Source organism: Neptunomonas sp. ABH4_499 (genome assembly GCF_056160565.1).
In genome coordinates this window covers 34701-54766 of record NZ_JBSWXK010000020.1, presented here as the reverse complement: position 1 = coordinate 54766, position 20066 = coordinate 34701, and the positions used below count along the sequence as shown (strand labels likewise).

15 protein-coding genes are annotated in these 20066 nt (G+C 51.2%); 9 read left to right on the top strand and 6 right to left on the bottom strand.

What is annotated here, in order from left to right; all coding sequences use genetic code 11:
* The 3 genes from ACXAF9_RS16315 to gltX all read right to left on the bottom strand — a co-directional run.
* Positions 1-880 (bottom strand): transposase (locus ACXAF9_RS16315; RefSeq protein ID WP_475075949.1); only part of this gene is annotated, 880 nt, incomplete at its 3' end.
* A 166-nt stretch (positions 881-1046) separates the two neighbouring features.
* A complete protein-coding gene (locus ACXAF9_RS16310) occupies positions 1047-1367 on the bottom strand; it encodes a hypothetical protein (RefSeq protein WP_475075946.1) in 321 nt (106 codons plus the stop codon).
* Positions 1368-1858: 491 nt separating this feature from the next.
* A complete protein-coding gene (gltX, locus tag ACXAF9_RS16305; RefSeq protein WP_475075942.1) occupies positions 1859-3355 on the bottom strand; it encodes a glutamate--tRNA ligase in 1497 nt (498 codons plus the stop codon).
* A 456-nt stretch (positions 3356-3811) separates the two neighbouring features.
* On the opposite strand from gltX, the gene ACXAF9_RS16300 reads away from it, so the two are divergent.
* From ACXAF9_RS16300 to ACXAF9_RS16260, 9 genes are all read left to right on the top strand, one after another.
* On the top strand, positions 3812-5164 hold the full coding sequence (locus ACXAF9_RS16300; RefSeq protein WP_475075952.1) for a CmpA/NrtA family ABC transporter substrate-binding protein: 1353 nt from the start codon (positions 3812-3814) through the stop codon (positions 5162-5164).
* 58 nt (positions 5165-5222) lie between these two features.
* Positions 5223-6242 (top strand): ABC transporter permease, encoded by a 1020-nt coding sequence (locus ACXAF9_RS16295; protein ID WP_475075939.1) that lies wholly within the window; start codon positions 5223-5225, stop codon positions 6240-6242.
* Between the two features lie 21 nt (positions 6243-6263).
* The gene (locus ACXAF9_RS16290) at positions 6264-7145 is read left to right on the top strand and encodes an ABC transporter ATP-binding protein (RefSeq protein ID WP_475075935.1); all 882 of its coding nucleotides are present in this window, start codon (positions 6264-6266) and stop codon (positions 7143-7145) included.
* Positions 7146-7180: 35 nt separating this feature from the next.
* Positions 7181-7801: a serine/threonine protein kinase gene (locus tag ACXAF9_RS16285; RefSeq protein WP_475075933.1), complete on the top strand. Its 621-nt coding sequence runs from the start codon at positions 7181-7183 to the stop codon at positions 7799-7801.
* 264 nt (positions 7802-8065) lie between these two features.
* Entirely contained in the window at positions 8066-9352 is a 1287-nt protein-coding gene (locus ACXAF9_RS16280) for an NAD(P)/FAD-dependent oxidoreductase (protein ID WP_475075931.1), read from the top strand.
* Positions 9349-11889: a nitrite reductase large subunit NirB gene (gene nirB / locus ACXAF9_RS16275; protein WP_475075928.1), complete on the top strand. Its 2541-nt coding sequence runs from the start codon at positions 9349-9351 to the stop codon at positions 11887-11889. The genes ACXAF9_RS16280 and nirB overlap by 4 nt, the downstream gene beginning before the upstream one ends.
* A 14-nt stretch (positions 11890-11903) precedes the next feature.
* Entirely contained in the window at positions 11904-12227 is a 324-nt protein-coding gene (gene nirD / locus ACXAF9_RS16270; RefSeq protein ID WP_475075924.1) for a nitrite reductase small subunit NirD, read from the top strand.
* Positions 12228-12439: 212 nt separating this feature from the next.
* A complete protein-coding gene (locus ACXAF9_RS16265; protein WP_475075922.1) occupies positions 12440-14908 on the top strand; it encodes a reprolysin-like metallopeptidase in 2469 nt (822 codons plus the stop codon).
* 1 nt (position 14909) lies between these two features.
* Positions 14910-15494: a hypothetical protein gene (locus tag ACXAF9_RS16260; RefSeq protein WP_475075919.1), complete on the top strand. Its 585-nt coding sequence runs from the start codon at positions 14910-14912 to the stop codon at positions 15492-15494.
* A 167-nt stretch (positions 15495-15661) separates the two neighbouring features.
* Here ACXAF9_RS16260 and ACXAF9_RS16255 read toward each other — a convergent pair whose 3' ends face one another.
* From ACXAF9_RS16255 to ACXAF9_RS16245, 3 genes are read right to left on the bottom strand one after another with little or no spacing between them, the layout of a single operon-like run.
* Positions 15662-17137 carry a sensor histidine kinase gene (locus tag ACXAF9_RS16255; RefSeq protein WP_475075917.1) on the bottom strand — a complete coding sequence of 492 codons (1476 nt, stop codon included), beginning with the start codon at positions 17135-17137 and terminating at the stop codon, positions 15662-15664.
* A gap of 5 nt (positions 17138-17142) precedes the next feature.
* Positions 17143-18000, bottom strand: a complete 858-nt coding sequence (locus tag ACXAF9_RS16250) for a hypothetical protein (protein ID WP_475075915.1) — start codon at positions 17998-18000, stop codon at positions 17143-17145.
* A gap of 35 nt (positions 18001-18035) precedes the next feature.
* Positions 18036-20066: a TonB-dependent receptor plug domain-containing protein gene (locus ACXAF9_RS16245; RefSeq protein ID WP_475075912.1), complete on the bottom strand. Its 2031-nt coding sequence runs from the start codon at positions 20064-20066 to the stop codon at positions 18036-18038.

The window sequence follows — 20066 nt, the reverse complement described above, 5'->3', positions numbered from 1 at the left end:
CAGGGGTTAACGATCGAATCCGTTTGTCGATTCCCGTGAGCATCGGCAACAGTGTGTGCTGTTCTTGACCTGCTCCGTAAGCCTGCGCATGAACAATAATTTGATGCTTTTCGTCTACAGCAGCGACCCCGTTGTAGCCTTGAATTACTCCTTTGGCCGTTTTCATTTTGGCGCTGTCGTTATCCGTTATATTGCCTTTTACCGCTGTGCCACGCTGACCGAGTCGTTCAGGCTCGGTCGCTAAGTGCTTTTTAATTTTAGCGGAGACCTGCTCTAACTTTTTGATTTGAGCTTGCTCCCGCTCGGTGATTTCAGGGGCCTTATCCGTTTGGTCACTGCTTTGGTGCGACTCCAACATTCGAGCAACTGCACGGTCTATTTTGGCTTGCTTTCGGGTCAGCTCTGCTCGGGTTCCACTCCATTCCTTCGAAGCGTTTGAGGGCAGTTTGCAGCCATCAATTGCAAACATTTCTCGGCCTATTAGGTTCATACCATCGCAGACCATCAATACATGGGTAAACAGCGGTGCTATCACTTCATCCATACGGGAAATAAAGTCGGCTATGGTGCTGTGATGCGGTTGGCAATCCGCCGAGAGCGCCATAAAAATAACGTTCTCTCGACAGGCTTGAGCTATTTTACGGCTGGACGTTATGCCACGCGAATAGGCAAATAAAACGATTTTCAATAAAAGCGCAGGATCATAAGCAGGCGCACCGTTATGGTCGTTACGATAACGGGATTCAAACACACTGAGGTCGAGTTCATTATCGACGACGTGATTAAGGGTATATTCGAAGGTTCCCTTCTGGATTTGATCCGCAAACCGCAACGGAATCATCTTGGTTTGCTCGTAATCGTAGTGTTTGAAGCGTGCCATCCGTTGCACCATGCGGGGTAAAGTTTGTTTCAAGCAGTGTAACTGAGGATTCGACCGCAGGTCGAGGGCTGAAAGACTTATCCGACAGCCTCAACGCCTTGCACAGCGGCAGCCGAACCGCAGGTTTGGCTGTCCAGCCCCGCAGGGGCGATGCTGCTGCAATTTGTTATGTGTATTCATCTGACTCTTCATTTATATAAATCTGTAGGCTTTCAACAGTATCGAAAATGATGCTCAATGGGAATTTCTCTGGATATTGATCAATTTTTCCATGCCAGACTAAATGCACACAAGCAAACCTGCCATCACTGAGCTGAACTATCACATCATCATTAGCGTCGGTTTTGGCAATAGCTACAGGCTTTAATTGCCATAAAGGATGTTTAGGACCAATTTCAGAATCGAGCTCTTTCTGTATGCCAGATTTAAATTTTGCATTTTCTTTCAAATGCCACCAAGGCTCTACCCAATTGATTTCTTCTTCCATAGCTAGACTCTGAACGACACATAACAGCTTCTTCATGTGCATGCGCAATATCATTCCTTACCCAAAAGTCAGAAATTGCGATAACACTTTGTTTTAATTTACTAATCAGGGATTCATGAAAAACTGCACGGTAGAAAAACGCGCATGCGCGATATTCTTCCATAAGTGGCACGATATCTTCCCTGTGAATATCTTTATCTTGTTGATTTTACAAAGATTTCCATACTTGTCCAGCGCAGAAACCGCGCCTAGCTTAATGGCAAAACGTGCCTGTTTAAGCAAAATCTGAAAATACACTGTATATTTATCCAGAATTCTTACCAATGTTATCCACACTATCTACGCCGCCCTGATACGGACTTACACTTACTTGAGTCTATACAATTACCACCGTCTGTCCATCCATAAAACACCCGTTTTTGACCCATGTCGTACTAAAGTCGAGACACAAAAAAGCCCGGCGAACCGGGCTTTTTCTGCAAAGTCTGAGATCAGCTTAATTGAGCGGCTAGCTCTTTAAACTCTTTTTCCCAACGTTTGGCTTCTTTCTTAGATGGGCCACCTACGATGCCAAGCGCATGGCGCAGGCGTGCGCGGGTCATGTCTGGGCCGATGATCGACATGGAATCCATCACCGATACGGTTTGGTTAGTGCCCGCAATCGCGATAAACAGCGGGAATAGGAAATCACGTAGTTTATAACCCATTAACTCGGACAATTGCTTCACTTGGGCAAACAAGTGGTCTTTCGCCCAGTTATTTTCGGTATCCAGCATCCAGACGCTAAATTGCAGGATCTTCTTCGTGTCATCCAGCGTTACCGATTTGTGCTCAAAGTCGGCTTCTTTCAGGTCCAACATGCCGGACAGGAAGAAGGCCGCTAACGGCGCGACATCCGAGAACTTCTCGACACGTTGCTGTACCAGTGGGACGATCTGCATCAAAAACTCTGGGTTCAGTGCCCAGTTTTGGAAGCGCTCTGCAAATTCGGCGTGGGTTAGGTTTTCGCGTAACCAAGTGCCGTTTAGCCAGCTGAGCTTCTCTTGGTCGAACACGGGGCCACCCAGTGATACACGGGTGATGTCGAAGTTCGCGAACATTTCGTCACGGCTAAACTTCTCGCGCTCATCCGGCATCGACCAGCCCATACGGCCTAAGTAGTTAAGCAGTGCTTCGGCCATGTAGCCCATGCGTTGGTAGTACAGAATGCTGGTTGGGTTTTTACGCTTCGACAGCTTGGACTTATCTGGGTTACGCAGCAGTGGCATGTGGCACAGTGTAGGCATTTCCCAACCGAAGTATTGATACAGCAGCTTGTGCTTAGGTGCTGAGTTAATCCACTCCTCGCCACGGATCACGTGGGTGATCTTCATCAGGTGGTCATCCACCACGTTGGCTAGGTGGTAGGTTGGCATGCCATCGGATTTCAGCAGGATTTGCGCATCCACCATGCCCCATTCAAGCTCGATTGGGCCACGCAGCAGGTCATCCACCACGCATACGCCATCGTCTTCGGGTACAGCCATTCGGATCACAAACGGTGCACCGGCGGCTTTACGTTTTTCAACCTCATCCGCTGGCAGTGCCAAATCGCTTTGTTTTAATGCGGTATGGCCACCGGCGGCACGACGCGCTTCGCGAAGCTCGTCCAGCTCTTCGCTGGTGCGGTAACAAATAAAGGCATGGCCTTTTTCAACCAGGTCGTACGCGTATTGTGCGTACATATCTTTACGCTCGCTCTGGCGGTAAGGGCCGTGTGGGCCGCCCACATCTGGGCCTTCGTCCCATTCCAGACCTAACCAGCGAAGCGAGTCTAAAATCTTTTGTTCAGATTCGGCTGTACTGCGAGTTTGGTCGGTGTCTTCGATGCGAAGGATAAACTCCCCGCCGTGTTGACGTGCGAACGCTAAGTTAAACAATGCAATGTAAGCGGTGCCGACGTGTGGATCACCTGTTGGGGAAGGTGCTACGCGAGTACGAATCGTCATGATATTCCTACCAAAAACCTCTGAAGTATAAAGGCAGTTAGTATACCCGTGCTTGGGGTGCGCTTCTATGCAGAGCACACACAACACTTAGGTAAAAGAGCGTTGCGCACCGTTTTACACGCCTAATGCGGTGCAATTGTGTGCACTTTTTGAGCACCCTGCCCTAAGTTTGCACAACAAAAGCGTGCCATAAAAGTACAAGCCCTTTTAGCTTCCTGACCAAAGAAAGCCAATAAACCCTTTAAAAACAAGCCAGTAAAAAAACACCGTGTATTGTTGGCACGCCACCTGCAATACAGATTTCAAAATTACAATTTGTTTTGTCAGGCAAAGGCGCCCGCAGACTGGTTTTAGGACCGGTCGGGGCGCCTTTTCTTTTTTTAAGATGGAGAACCAAGCATGTCCAACAACATTCTGCAAAAGGTGATCGGCCGTCGTAGCTTGCTGCGCAAATCCATGATGACGTTCGGTGCTGCCGCCGTTAGTACTTTACTGACCTTTAGCCCAGCGAATGCCGAGATTGGCGAGCCAGAAAAAGAAGACCTGAAATTCGGGTTTATCAAACTGACCGATATGGCACCTCTTGCGATTGCTTACGAGAAAGGCTTTTTCGAAGATGAAGGCCTGTACGTAACGCTCGAAGCGCAAGCCAACTGGAAAGTGCTGCTGGACCGTGTCATTGATGGTCAACTTGATGGCGCTCACATGCTGGCCGGTCAGCCGCTTGGCGCAACCATCGGTTTCGGTACCCAAGCCCATATCATTACCGCATTCAGCATGGACTTAAACGGTAACGCCATCACCGTTTCTAACGACATCTGGGCGCAGATGAAGCCAAACATCCCTGTGGGTGAAGATGGCAAGCCCGTCCACCCGATCAAAGCCGATGCGCTGAAACCTGTGGTCGAAAAGTACAAGTCCGAAGGTAAACCCTTCAACATGGGCATGGTCTTCCCGGTATCGACGCACAACTACGAGCTGCGCTACTGGTTAGCCGCAGGCGGCATCCACCCTGGTTTCTACGCACCGGCTAAAGGCGATACCTCCGGCACCATTGATGCCGATGCCCTGCTCTCGGTTACCCCACCACCACAGATGCCAGCCACGTTGGAAGCGGGCACCATTTACGGTTACTGCGTGGGCGAGCCTTGGAACCAACAAGCGGTCTTCAAAGGCATTGGTGTACCTGTGATCACGGATTACGAAATCTGGCGTGATAACCCAGAGAAAGTCTTTGGTGTTTCTAAAGGATGGGCCGATCAATATCCAAACACCCACCTACGTGTCGTGAAAGCGATGATCCGTGCAGCGAAATGGCTGGATGAGAACAACAACGCGAACCGTCCAGAAGCGGTCAAAATCCTATCGCAGCCGAATTACGTCGGTGCGGATTACGATGTCATCGCTAACTCCATGACCGGTACATTCGAGTACGAGAAAGGCGATAAGCGCTCCGTTCCTGACTTTAACGTGTTCTTCCGTTACAACGCGACTTACCCGTTCTACTCAGATGCGATCTGGTATCTGACTCAGATGCGCCGTTGGGGCCAAATCGCCGAGCCTAAGACCGACGATTGGTACATGGAAACCGCGAAAAAGGTTTACCGCCCAGATATCTACGCGCAAGCGGCTAAAGCTCTGATCGAAGAAGGCGTGATGGATGCGTCGGAATTCCCAGACTTTGCAACCGAAGATGGCTACCGCGATCCGCAAACCGACTTCATCGATGGCATTACGTACGACGGTAAAAAGCCTAACGATTACCTGTCGAAATTTAAGATCGGCCTAAAGGGTGACGACCAGATCTAACCCCGAATAAGACCGATAACAAAGGCCCCAGACTCTGGGGCCACGCAGGAGCCGAGCTATGAACGCACTTTCTTTACGTAACGGGTTGATGAACATGAGCTGGTTAGCGCCGTTCATCAAAATCGCCAAAGGCGAAAACCCAGGCGAGCAGATCATGCTGATCATCCGATCCATAGGGATTCCGATGATAGGCTTGTTGGTGTTTCTGTTTGTCTGGCACATCGGTGCTAAAAACATCAACACATCGCTGGGTGCTTTCCCTGGGCCTGCCGCCGTTTGGGAGCAAGCCAACAACCTTATGGATGAGCACAGTGCCGAGCGTGATAAAGAACAAGCCTTTTACGACCGCCAGGAAGCGCGTAACGCTAAAAAATTGGCTAAAAACCCCGATGCGGTGGTGAAGATTCGCCCTTACACGGGTGCACCCACCTTTATTGATCAGATTTTTACCAGCTTAGGTACGGTTATGGCGGGCTTTATTTTGGCCTCGCTGGTTGCCATCCCCGTTGGGATTATGATCGGCCTAAACTCAACGCTGTACAGCGCGATCAACCCTTTGATCCAACTGTTTAAACCCGTATCGCCACTGGCGTGGTTGCCTTTGGTGACGATGGTGGTTTCGGCGGTGTACGTCACTGACGACCCAATGTTTGCTAAATCCTTTATTACCTCGCTGATTACGGTTTCCCTGTGTTCGATCTGGCCAACGCTGATCAACACGGCGGTGGGCGTTTCGTCCATCAGTAAGGATCTGCAAAACGTCAGTAAGGTGCTGCGCCTTAACTGGATGACGCACGTAACTAAAATTGTGATCCCATCCGCGATCCCATCCATTTTTACAGGTCTTCGCTTGTCGCTGGGTATCGCCTGGATGGTATTGATTGCCGCTGAAATGCTGGCGCAAAACCCAGGTCTTGGGAAGTTTGTTTGGGATGAATTCCAAAACGGCAGCTCTCAATCCCTTGGCCGCATCATGGTGGCAGTGCTTGCCATCGGTTTTATCGGCTTCTTGCTGGATCGCCTGATGCTGATCATCCAACGCAAAGTCTCTTGGGACAAATCCGCTGCCCTGCGCTAACCCAAGAACTGGAGAACGATCATGTGTACACATTTAGACCTGACAGACGTTTCAATCGAGTTTCCAACGCCAAAAGGCCCGTTCTTGGCCCTGCAAGGTGTGAACTTAAAAATCAAAAGAGGAGAGTTTATCTCCCTAATCGGCCACTCTGGCTGTGGTAAATCGACCGTCCTTAACATTGTGGCGGGCTTATACCAAGCCACTCGCGGCGGTGTGGTACTGGATGGCAAAGAGGTCAACGAACCCGGGCCTGAGCGTGCCGTGGTGTTCCAAAACCACTCCCTACTGCCTTGGCTTACGGTGTACCAAAACGTCGAGCTTGCGGTTAAGCAGGTGTTTAAAGGCAAAAAAAGCAAAGCCGAGATGCGCGAGTGGATTTTGCACAACTTAAATCTGGTGCACATGAGCCATGCGCTCGATAAGCGCCCGGATGAGATCTCGGGCGGCATGAAGCAGCGTGTGGGTATCGCCCGAGCTCTCGCGATGGAGCCTACGGTGTTACTGATGGATGAGCCCTTCGGTGCACTCGATGCCCTAACCCGCGCGCACTTGCAGGACTCGTTAATGGAGATCCAGAACGAGTTGAACAACACCGTGATCATGATCACCCACGATGTGGATGAGGCGGTACTGCTGTCCGACCGCATTGTGATGATGACCAACGGGCCAGCGGCCACCGTGGGCGAGATACTGGATGTGAATCTGGAGCGCCCAAGAAACCGCATCGAGCTTGCCGATGACGTGGAGTACAACCACTACCGTCATGCGGTACTGAGCTTCCTGTACGAGAAGCAGCGCAAACCGGAGTCCGAAGAAGAGAAAGTGGCACAGACTGTGCAAAGTACTGAAGCGACCGAGGTAGAAAAACCGGCAGAAAACGGCGACAAGGCCGAAGCTGCGTAGGATATAACCACTACTTTGTTCGGATTCAGCACTAAGTGCGCCCTTTACTTAAGCAAATTGTGGCGGGGCTTCGGGCGTTTCAACGAAAAGAGATGGTGCACCAGGATTTAAAACCCGAAAACATCATGTTGACCCAAGACGGCGTCATTAAAATTCTCGATTTTGGTACCGTTTTAGTGGCGGGTACTCAGGAGATGAACTCCCCGCTGGATAAATCAATCCCACAGGGGAGCGTCAACTACATTGCACCTGAATACCTGATGGGGCAAAGCGGCTCGACCCGTTCGGATCTGTTCTCGTTAGCCGTCATGGTGTACGAGATGCTAACAGGCCACCTGCCCTACCCGGAGCGCGCACCCAATGCGCCGGTACTGAAACACTACCGAGAGCTGATCTACACCCCAAGCCATCACCATGTGCGAGAGATCCCGATGTGGGTTGAAGGTGCTCTGGCCAAGGCCCTGCAGCCCAACCCGATTCATCGTTATGGCGCACTCTCTGAATTTGAGTTTGACCTGCACCACCCGAATCGCAGCTTGGAGGCCGCCACAGCCTCTAAGCCTTGGATCGAGAAAGACCCGATCAAAAGCTGGAAGCTGATCAGCCTAGTGCTTTTGGGGCTCAATCTTGCGCAACTCGTGTATTGGCTGTCGTGAATTTGGCTATCGTGCACCATAAACAGACAAATCCATTAAAAATCCCTGTTTTAGTGCACAAAAAACCACACAGAATTAGCTCATAAAACTCATAAACCACTGTTTTATATAAACTTATCAACATTGGCACGTTAATCGCTATCTAATAAACCATAGGTTGGCGATACCGCCACCACATAAATCGAATTTGAACAAAGGCGTTCTTCTGATGGCTTTCATAAGCCAGATGAGAACGCCTTTTTGCGTTTATAGGGCAAAGCAAACATGAACCCATCCACTCAGAAGCATCTTGTGATCATAGGCACCGGCATGGCCGGCGGCCGATTGCTGGATGAACTAATGCAGCTGGATCGTTCTAAATACAAGATTTCGGTGTTTGGTGAAGAGCCCCACCCCAACTACAACCGAATCATGCTCTCCCCGCTGTTGGCGGGGGATGTGACAGCCGACCAGATCATCCTTAATTCATTGGATTGGTATCAAGAGCACGGCATCACGCTGTACAAAAACGAGCGCATCACCGGCATCGACTGCGAGCAGAAAACCTTGGTCAGCCAACAAGGCACCGAGCTTTCTTATGACGAGCTGGTGTTTGCGACAGGCTCTTTACCGTTTCGGGTACCGACCCCTGGGGATCACTTAAAGAACATCTATCTCTTTAGAACCATCGAGGATGTGGATGCGATCCTAACCGCGGCCCAAAGCGCAAAAAACGCCGTCGTGATTGGCGGTGGGTTACTGGGCTTGGAAGCGGCTTATGGCTTAGCCATCAAAGGTGTGCACACCACAGTTGTGAACCGCGCGCCCTATTTGCTGAACCGTCAGCTGGATGCTGAATCCGGCGAGATGCTGCGCGAAACGCTTTTGGAAAAAGGGATCGACACCCGCTTGGACAATCAAGTAGATGCCTTTTTAGGGGATGGGTGCGTCAGCGGTGCCTTGTTGGGCAGCGGCGAAACCCTAAAGGCGGATCTGGTGATTATCGCTATTGGTATAACCCCCAACACAGCCCTCGCCCAGAGCGCTGGGCTGAATGTTGGTCGCGGTATCATCGTCGATGACAGCTTGTGTACATCCAACGCCTGCGTTAGCGCCCTTGGCGAGTGCATCGAGCACCGCGGCGAAACCTTTGGTCTAGTCGCCCCTATTTGGGATCAGGCCCAGCTACTGGCCGAGCGCTTAGTGTTTGGTAGCGAAACGCAGTATGCCTCTAAGGCCGTGCCCACCAAGTTGAAAGTGTCGGGGGTGGATCTGTTCTCGGCCGGATTGGTCGATGCCGAACAGGGGGACCGCACCCTAACCCTTAAAGACCCAACCCATCGCGCCTATCGAAAATTGATTTTACGAGATCAGCGTATCGTCGGCATCGTTCTGTTTGGCGATGTGCAAGATGGCAACTGGTATTTCGAATTACTGGAGCAGCAGACCAAGGTTGATGATCTGCTGCCTCACCTTCTGTACGGCAAATCGTTTTGCACGCTCACAGAAGCACACACAAATCAGCCTAATACACCTCAGCCTAATAAGGCACTGACAGGAGCATCGTCATGAACAAACCCAATCTTGTAGTGGTCGGTAATGGCATGGTGGGACACCAGTTCCTACAAAGCTTGGCCGACAGTGGCCAGATCGAGCATTTCGATGTCACTGTCTTCTGTGAGGAGCCACGTTTAGCGTACGACCGTGTCTACCTAAGCAGCTACTTTTCAGGTTCCACCGCTGAAGATCTGGCGATGGGCCATATCGACACCTACCAAAGCTGGGGTTTAAACGTCCTTATTGGCGAAGCGGTCACTCAAATCGACCGTGACAATCAGCGCGTCTACACCAACAAAGGCACTGAGCTTTTCTACGATAAGCTGGTTTTGGCGACGGGCTCCTTCCCGTTTGTACCGCCGGTACCTGGCCATGAACGCGACCATTGCTTGGTGTATCGCACCATCGAAGATTTGGAAGCGATCAAAGCATCAGCCGAACAAGGCAAAATCGGCGTTGTGGTCGGTGGCGGTCTGTTGGGCTTGGAAGCGGCCAAAGCGCTGAAAGACTTAGGGTTAGAGACGCACGTGGTTGAATTTGCGCCACGCTTGATGGCGGTTCAGCTGGATGAAGGTGGCGGTCAGACGCTTCGCACCAAAATTGAAGAGTTGGGCGTTAAAGTCCACACCGGTAAAAATACCCTACACATCGTTGATGGCGATGATGCCGTTCACCGTATGGAGTTTGCTGATGGCGATAGCCTAGAGACAGACTTGATCTTGTTCTCGGCGGGTATCCGTCCACGCGATAACTTAGCCCGCCAGTGCGGCTTAGACATCGGCGAGCGCGGCGGTATTGTGATCAACAATAACTGTCAAACCTCCGACACCAACATCTACGCGATTGGCGAATGTGCCCTGTGGGAAGGCCGTATCTTCGGCTTGGTGGCCCCAGGTTATGCGATGGCCAAAGTGGTTGTGGCCCAATTAACCGGCGGTGATAGCCAGTTCCTAGGTGCCGATATGAGCACCAAGTTGAAACTGATGGGTGTCGATGTGGCCAGCATTGGCGATGCGCACGCCCACACACCGGGCGCAAAAGCCTACACCTACAACGATGAGGTCAACGAGGTCTATAAAAAGATCGTCGTCTCCCAAACCGGTAAAGAGTTGCTGGGCGCTATCTTGGTCGGTGATGCCGATGATTACGGCACCTTGTTGCAATACGCCCTAAACGGCATTGAGCTGCCCGCCAACCCAGAGGTGCTGATCGTCCCGAACTTTGGTGGCGACGATGCCCAAACAGGGCTCGGTGTGTCGGCACTGCCGGAAACCGCACAGATCTGCTCGTGTCACGATGTCACCAAAGGTGCGGTGTGCTGCTCGATTGATAACGGCGCACAAACCGTGGGCGATGTAAAAGCGGCCACCAAAGCCGCGACCGGTTGCGGTGGCTGTGTTCAGCTGTTGACCGACTTGGTCAACCACGAATTGTCCGAGCGTGGTGTGGCGGTGAGCACTGACATCTGCGAGCACTTCTCTTACACGCGTGAAGATTTGTACAACATCATCCGTGTTGAGGGGGTTCAATCCTTCAAAGACTTGATGCACTCACACGGTAATGGCGGTTTAGGCTGCGAGATCTGTAAACCTTTGGTGGGCTCTTTGCTGGCCTCTTGTTGGAACGATTACGTTCTGACCAAAGAGAACACGCCGCTTCAGGACACCAACGATACCTTCTTGGCAAACATGCAAAAGGACGGTACTTACTCTGTTGTACCTCGGGTTGCTGGGGGTGAGATCACACCGGATCAGCTGATCGCCATCGGTAACGTGGGTAAAAAATACAACCTCTACACCAAGATCACCGGCGGTCAGCGCATCGACCTGTTTGGTGCCCGTTTAGAAGAGCTACCTGCCATCTGGGAAGAGCTGATCGATGCCGGTATGGAAACCGGCCACGCGTACGGTAAGTCCCTGCGTACTGTTAAATCCTGCGTCGGCAGCACATGGTGCCGCTACGGGGTGGATGACAGCGTCGGTTTCGCCATCGAAGTGGAAAACCGCTACAAGGGCCTTCGCGCGCCGCACAAAGTCAAAATGGCCGTGTCGGGCTGTACTCGTGAATGTGCCGAAGCACAGAGTAAAGATGTTGGCATCATCGCCACCGAAAACGGCTGGAACCTGTACCTGTGCGGTAACGGTGGCATGAAGCCCCGCCATGCAGACCTTTTCGCAACGGATTTGGACAAAGAGACCCTGATCAAATACGTCGACCGCTTCTTAATGTTCTACATCAAAACCGGTAAGCGTTTGCAGCGTACTTCCGTGTGGATGGAAAACTTTGAAGGCGGCCTTGAGTACCTTCGCAAAGTGATCATCGATGATCATCTGGGCCTTGCCGAAGAGTTGGAGCGTCAGATGCAGCATGTGGTTGATTCCTACCAATGCGAATGGAAGACAACCGTGGAAAGTGAGGAAGCCCGTAAGCGTTTCCGTACCTTTGTGAACAGCGACGAGAAAGACAACAACATTGTCTTCGTTCAAGAGCGTGGTCAGATTCGCCCAGCGCGCGACGAAGAGAAAGCCGAACCGATTAAGCTGGTTGGATAAAGGAGCACAAACGTATGAATTGGTTAGATCTGTGTAATCTGGATGATCTGGTGCCTAACAGCGGCGTGTGCGCTTTGGTGGGTGACCAGCAGGTGGCCCTGTTTTACCTGCCAGAGAGTGACAAAGTCTTTGCTGTCAGCCAGTGGGATCCCTTTGGACATGCCAATGTAATATCCCGAGGTTTAGTGGGCTCCTCTGGGGAGGATCTCTACGTGGCATCGCCTTTGTACAAACAACGTTTTCGCTTAGAAGACGGCCAATGCTTGGACGATGAGTCCGTGAAACTTACCGCATGGCCCACCAACATTATTAATGGTCGCGTGTTAATCGCGGCCTAATCAAAAATCGTTAAGACGATACTCCTCCTACGTTGGGGCGCTCAGTGACTCGTTACTGACGCCCTTTTTTTCGTAAACGCATCACACCTTATCCCTTTTAATATCGCGGTTTTCGCATCGAAAAAGTGGTTTAACGTAAGCGCTTTGTCTATAGTTGTTGCGAACTATTATCACCATTTTATAAACACACCGTTCATATTTAAGGGACACATATGAAAGCGTTTGTTCCAATGATCAGCACTTTGGCCATCGCCATCAGCGGATCAAATATCGCCTTGGCCGATGCGTTTAATCCTTGGTACTCCGGCAATACGGCGGCTAAATCCGCCAGCATCCAACTCTCTGAGCGCTCGATCAAAGCCATCAACACCTTTGATCTGTCGGCTGATTTTAATGCCATGGCATCTACCCTCAGAACCTTGGCCGAAAACGGTGGCGAGCTTGAGTTGTCCCTCCCCCTGCCCGATGGCCAATTTGAAACCTTTACGGTCACACAAGATTCAACCTTGCCCGAATCCTTAAGAGACCGTTACCCAGAGGTCGCAACCTTCAACGCGGTGAGCACCCAAGATACTCAAACGCGCGGTAAGATCGATGTGGGGCCCAACGGTTTCCATGCGATGATCTTTCACGATGGCGAGTGGTTTATGATCGATCCGATCAGCCGCGAGAACACCGGCCAATACCAAAGCTATCTCGCTAAAAATACGGTGCGTCAAAGCCAAATCCGCTCAGAAGGCGTACTTAAACGGGCGGATGATTTAGCGATTCTAGAATCAGCCGAAAAATCGATCGCGGCACGCACAAGCTCCAACCAGATTCGCCAGTACACACTGGCGGTTGCCACCACCGGTGAATACACCAGCTATTTTGGCGGCACAACGGCCACCTATAATGCCGTGGTGAATGCCGTAACCCGTATCAACGCCGTTTACGAGAAAGACTTGGCGGTCACCTTGCAACTGGCAACCGATACGGATGACCTTTTTTACACCAACGCAAACTCCGATCCCTTTGTAAACGGCAATGCCGCTGTCGATATAGAAACCGTTGCCGAGGTGATCCCAAGTGTCATTGGAGTAAGCGCGTTTGATGTGGGCCACTTGTTCACCACCGTGGGGGATGGCTTAGCGTATTTAGGAACGGTCTGTGCGTCCGAGCGTTTCCCATCCTCCAACGCATATTACAAAGCGGCGGGGGTGTCGGGTTACAGCGAACCCAACAGCGATATCTTTTACATCAGCATGTTGGCACACGAGCTTGGTCATCAGTTTGGCGCAAACCACAGCTTTAATGGCACAGGCGAAGGCTCTTGCTCGACGACCAACCGTAACGCCAGTACCGCTTGGGAACCTGGTAGTGGTTCGACCATCATGGCTTATGCCGGTATCTGTGGTACTCAAAACCTGCAATCCGAAAGCAGTGCATTTTTCCATGCAGGCTCCATCGGCGAGATTCAGGATTACCTGGGCACCACCTCGTGTGGTGTGGCTCAAACACTCGATAACACAGCGCCGACCGCCAATGCGGGCAATGACCATACGATTCCAGCCAACACCCCGTTCTTCTTAACCGGGGCGGCATCGGATGCCGATGGAGATACCCTAAGCTACATTTGGGAAGAAAAAGACACCGGCACAGCCAGTTCGTCATCGAGCACTATGGGCGATGACGGTTCACGTCCGTTGTTCCGCTCGCTGGAACCCAGCACGCGAACCACTCGGTTCTTCCCTGCGTTAGCCGATGTGATCGACGGCACCTTATCCATTGGTGAAGCCTATCCAACCACAACGCGAGAGTTGAATTTCAGTTTCACGGTGCGTGATGGAAATGGGGGCGTGGCGATCGACGAGTCCGTGATCAATGTGAACAGCTCTGTCGGCCCGTTTGTGTTGAATACCCCCGATCAAGGCGAATCTTGGCGCGCGGGCGAGACCGTCACCGTAGAGTGGGATGTCGCCAACACGTACGATGCCCCAGTATCGTGTCAGAATGTTGATTTACTGCTGTCCACCAATGGCGGAAGCAGCTTTAGCTACATCGCCTACGACACGGAAAATGATGGCTATGCACAAATCACACTACCAACGGTTAGTACAGGCTCAAGCCAGAGTTACCTCATCATCCATTGTTCGGATAACGTGTTCTACGCCATCAATGATCGTGCCTTTACGACGATTGCGGGCAGCTCCAGCACGGCTGTAAGCGACGTGGTAGATCAAAGTGCCAGCCGTGTTTCCAGCGTCAGCTCTGGCACAAGCACGACTTCGACCGGTTCCACCAGCGAGAGCAGCAGCTCCGGCGGTGGTGGCGGTGCACTGTCACTGCCAAGTACCCTCTTGATGGTGTTGGTGAGTGTAATTGGTCTGATGGGCTGTGCTCAGGCCGACAAAAAACACACCCAAAACAGCGCTGCCAGCGAGTCTGAGTGGACCGACCCAGAAGCAGATGCAAAAACGGCATTGAACAAGGGCGATAAGCGTCTTTGGGCCGTCGCCGGTCGAGATCGGATCATTCCAGGGGTGGATTCTGCACTGAGTAAAGATTACCCCGTGCGCTATCTACCCAATACAGATGTGCTAAGACAAGATCAGTCCGATGCGCTTACCCAACAAAAAGCGTTACGCGACTATGCCGCGCGGTATAATCAGATCATTATGGATCATACCTCTGGACACTGATATGTCAGACTTAAAAGGCCCATTGAGGGCCTTTTTTAATGCGTTTAATCAGCCACTGAGCTTTTGCCTGATTCCGGTGGCCTTCCTTGTTTTCGCCCCTGTTAACGAATCCTATCGCGATGCCTTACGTTGGGATGCCGATGCGCCCCATCTGTACGCGTGGCTCACCGCGCATCTCACCCATTGGGATTTGCGCCACCTGATCACCAATGCGGTGGGGGCTTTGGGCCTCTATGCATGCATCAGCCAGCTTAAAAAACGGATCTCTACTTGGGTCTGGTGGGTCGCCTTTGCCATTAACCTCATCGCGTGCGATCTTTACTTGGCGCTGGCGTATGAACGCAGCTTCTATTTGGGCGCCTCGTCTTGGCTCTATGGGCTTTGGTTGTTAGCTGCGCTTTGGCTGTGTCAATTTGGGTTTCGGTTGGGGTATCTACTGCTATTGCTGACCCTTTTTACCGCGGCCAAACCCTTGATGGACATGCCAGAGTCTTTAAGCATACCCACCGCCTACGAGATGCATTTTGCTGCATTGGGGGCTTCATTTGCGTTTTGGTTGATTACCTGGAAAAGGTTTAAGAAGTAAGGTAGCCGATAAGAAGTGAGGCGTTTGTCTTAAAAGATCGCGGTGGGTAGATCTCCCTGAAAAACCTACCCACCGCTCGCTTTTCGCAGTCTGTGAGCTATCAATTCCATTGAAGCCCTCACCCTTCAAAGTGTACGTATCGGCCTATTCTGAGCCTATCCCTAAAACTAGGGATCCATTTGGTCAGCTTTTTGCGACGTAAGACCAATGCGTAAACGGCCTTCATCGTCTTTATAAAGCGGTATCTGCAATTCGATGCATAACCCACCCGACTCATTGGCCAGATTCAAGGTGCCATCAAGCTCGCACGCCCGCCACTGCATGTTCTTAATCCCATGGCCTGTTAAAACGGACTCGTACTGCTCGCACTGACCGTTATCGGACACCTCCAACGACACCATCTGCTCGCTTAAGCACACCGCCCTAACTGACAACTCACTGGCGCCCGAGTGTTTCATGGTGTTGGTGGTGGCCTCTTGCAGGAAGCGTAACAGATGCAAGGATTGTTGTGGCTGTAGCTTTACGTGATCGAGTGATTCCGACATGTACCAGATCAGCTCGATGTTCAGGGGTTTTAAGCGTTTAATCAGCCGGTACTTAAAGTCCGCTAACAAGGCTTCCATTGAATCAGCATTGATGTTGAGGGAGTGAATAATCAGACGAAAATCCTCTAAGCACTCCCTAAGGGTATCGGCGATATCCGTCTTGGTTTGCTCAGTTACAGAGTCCCCTGCGTGACGGTCCAGCATGGCAAGTGTGCTGACCAATTGCCCGCCTATGCCATCGTGCATGTCTTTCATAATCCGGGTACGCTCATCCGAAATTGCTTTAGAGCGTTCTAGGCTAATCGCTTCTTGGCGCTTACGAGCCAACTCGTCATTTTTAAGGGACAGCTCCTCGACACTGGCGTTTAAGCTGGCGGTGGCATCCAAAATACGCGTTTGCAGTATCTGCTCGTTACGCTCCAGCGATTCGGCCATGTCGTTAAAGATGTGTTGTAACGCCAATAGCTCGCCCTTGCCGTTTTCGGGGCATCGGCTGTACAACTTGCTGGCTTCGATCTCTTTGGCGGTTTCCGCTAAGGAGGTTAACGAGCGCGTCACCGAGCGACTTAAGAAATACACCAACACCATCCCAAGCAGCATCCCTGCAACACCCACCCACAGAATGCGGGAATACAACGCCGCCAACTGTGTGGTTAAACGATCTTCGGAAAGGCCAATGGTTAAGCTACCCAAAATGGGTGTTGGTTCGTTTTCATAGGCCATCTCGGTGAGTTCATCGGCGAGCTTATTTTCGGCCATGATCGGCACAGTAAACATACGGATCGGTTGATCTTTACTGTCGAGCTCCCGAAATACAATGGTCTGATCATCCACGCCACGAAAATGAATGCTCATCAGCTCATCGATGTTGATCATCAGCTCGGCTACGTCTTGCAGACGGTCGATGTCGCCGGTATAGAAGTAGAATTCCGACATGGATACGATTTGGGCGGCAATCTCACCACCACGGTATTGAATGCGCTCTTCCAATGTATCTTTGGAGGCATTCACAAAGAACGCCAACACCAGAATCATCACCAGCATCAAGGGCGTCAGAGAGATCACCAAGAGCTGCGTTTTGATTCTGGAACCCATCATGGCGGTTAATCCACTTGTTGCGGTAAGACGTTGGGGTCAAACTTTAACGCGCGTGCGATGTAGTCGTTCATCTCCATATGATACTCCGAGTACACCATCCCCTCACTTGAGAGTGCGCCTGTTGAATGCCAAGCGTCAATCAATTTAGCGGTACTGTTGGCTATTTGATCTAAGGATGAGTAAACCGACACCATGGCACCGGCTTTTTGGAAGGTTTGCGCGTAGCCCACCACAGGCACTTGGTAGGTGTACGCTTGGTGCAAAATCCACTTAGCGCTGTTACCCGACCAGATCACCGTATCGTTTAAGGCCACAACCGCTGCAACCTTGAAAAAGGAGTCTTCAATTAAGCGGGCCGCCACTTCATTGCGTCCCAAAACCATCACATCCAAATAGTCCCGTTGCTTTTGGGGTAATGCCTCAATCTGATCCAGCGCCCACTGGTTTTCCTCATCTAGGATGACCAACAGCTTATCGCGATACGCGGTTCGGATTAATGGCTTCGAGACCTTGATTAAACGCTCGGCGGGCTGGTTGATTACGGTCGCCGCCCATGGTGCTTCAAAGTGGGATCGCGCCAGTTGACGGTTTAAGGTTTCTGCATCAATAAAGCTGAATACGACTGGTTGAGGACGGTTGAACTGACTGATTTTTTCGGCCGCTTTACGCCCAACGGTAATCAGAAGCGCATCGGGGTCGATGTCGGTTGATTGGATCTGATCCCAATTGACCACTCTTAGCTGAGTGTCCGACGTCAGGTAATGGCGAATCAGTGTAGTAACTTGGCTGTATAGATCACTCTCACCCGAGAGCACAAGATAAGCCCGCTCTTGCCCAGCGTATAGGGCGGGACTTGCAAGCATAAGCAGCGCGATCAGAGTGTTTTTCAGAAGCTTCATTAAGGGTTGGTGATACTCAAGCTGACGTAATACCTAGGTTCGTAGATTAGGTTATCGGAAAATTCATGATATTCATTACCGATACTTTGGGCCCCGAAGGTGAGATCCAAGTGCTGCCCCTGAGCGATCGAAAACCGCTTACGCAGGTTTAAGTCCACCCGGTCGTACCCATCCACGTGATCTCCGCGGCTTTTCCAGACGATGTCATCGACATGGTAAGCGGCGACATTAACATGCCAATCTCGAACCGGTTGTGAATACATCAAGCCGTAGCTGTTTCTTGGCGAGAGGTCCGTTCGGGTAATGATCTTTAATGGTTCGACCGCGCGACGAGCGACATGTTCTTTATCGCGGCCTACATTAAAGAAAAAGCGAACAAATGTCTCTTTCTTCGGACGCCAAGTTAATTCTCCTTCAACCCCTTGTGCAATGTAATAGCCTGTATTGGTGAGTTTTCGACTGTTTAACCCACTGGGATGATCCACCGTTTGATCAAATACATAACCGATCGAATCGTCGATCTTTTGATGATAAAGCTTAAGATCCCACTGCACGGGATGGTTTCGAAGCTTGCCCACCCAGCCTAACTCTATGTTAGAGACCTCTTCGGCCGTTAAGTTAGGGTCTGCCAAAATCCGCTGATCAAACAACAAACCGTTGGATAAACGGGAGTGCATATCAAAATTGCGCTCCAAAATGGACGGCAGGCGGTACGCCCTAGAGTAGGCTAACCGAAACGACTGCACATCCGAGAACTGCCAGTTAAGGGCAAGCCTGGGTGATACGTATTGATCTTCGTCCTGCTCGTACTCCCACAAAGCCCCAGCATTCAGAGTCCAAGACGATGAGAGGGGCAACTGAGCATTACCCAGTGCTCGGTAAGTAAAGCTATCCACTTCGCCACTTTTGACCAAAAAATGACTTTTGTACGTTTCGTAGCGGGCACCTAAACCCCACATATACTGCAACCCCGAGGTATGAACACCACTGTACTGATATTCCACGTCGGTTTTATGGGAGTTAAAAATCGTACGTCCCAAGGTAATTTGCTGGTCCGGCACACCAAAGAGGGATTCAAACTGATCTTCAGTTAGCCCAAACAGTCCAGCTAAATAGGGGCTTCGAACACGATCATCGTTTGAGTCATAGTTGTGATAGGCATTAATTTGCCACTCACGCTCAGTATCAATGGTTTGCACATAACGAAGTTGAGTACTGGCCGCTTCGACCTCTCGGTTGCGTTTGCCATAAAACAGATCCACATCCGTCCCGGTATGCCCGCTTACGTAGTGCCCAGAGAGCATCAATGCACGGTTATCGAACTCCTTTTCATAGGCCATGGATAGGTTATTAAAAAAACGGTGATCGGGCTGGCCATCGAAGCCGTTATCCTGCCGATGCCATGCGGATACCCGAAGTCGTTGATCTTCCCAAAGCTCCGTCCCTCGAACCAAAAGCTCTCGATCCTGCTGGGACCCCACACGAACCTCTGCAGTTAAATCATCATCCAAGATGATCGGGCGGGTAATGATATTGATAGCCGCGGTAAAGGAGTTAGACCCGTACGCCGAAGCCGCAGGCCCGCGCACCACTTCAATGCGATCAATGTCTTTGATATGAACGCCAATGGTGTCCCAATCGACCGCAGAGAGTGTGGCGGCATAGGTTGAGCGCCCATTGACCAACACCTGAATCCGATTGGAGTACTCCCACCCACCGCCGTGGTAGTTTACCGAGAATCGACGTCCATCCACTTGAGCCACCTGAAAGCCAGGCACCAAACGAAAAAGATCCGCCAGATTGGTAAAACCCGAAGCTTCAATCATCTCTCGGTCCAGCACCGTCATGGCCGATGGGGCTTTTAACAAGCTTTGATTCAGCCGAGATGCGCTGATCACCGTAGGCAGCTGATCAAAAAAAGCACTCTCCCCCTCCATATCAACCGCTAAAACATGGGTTGAACCAAGAACACAGCAGATCAGGGAGGCTCTTTTTAAGATCCAAGCCTCGATGAAGGTTGAGCGCAGCAC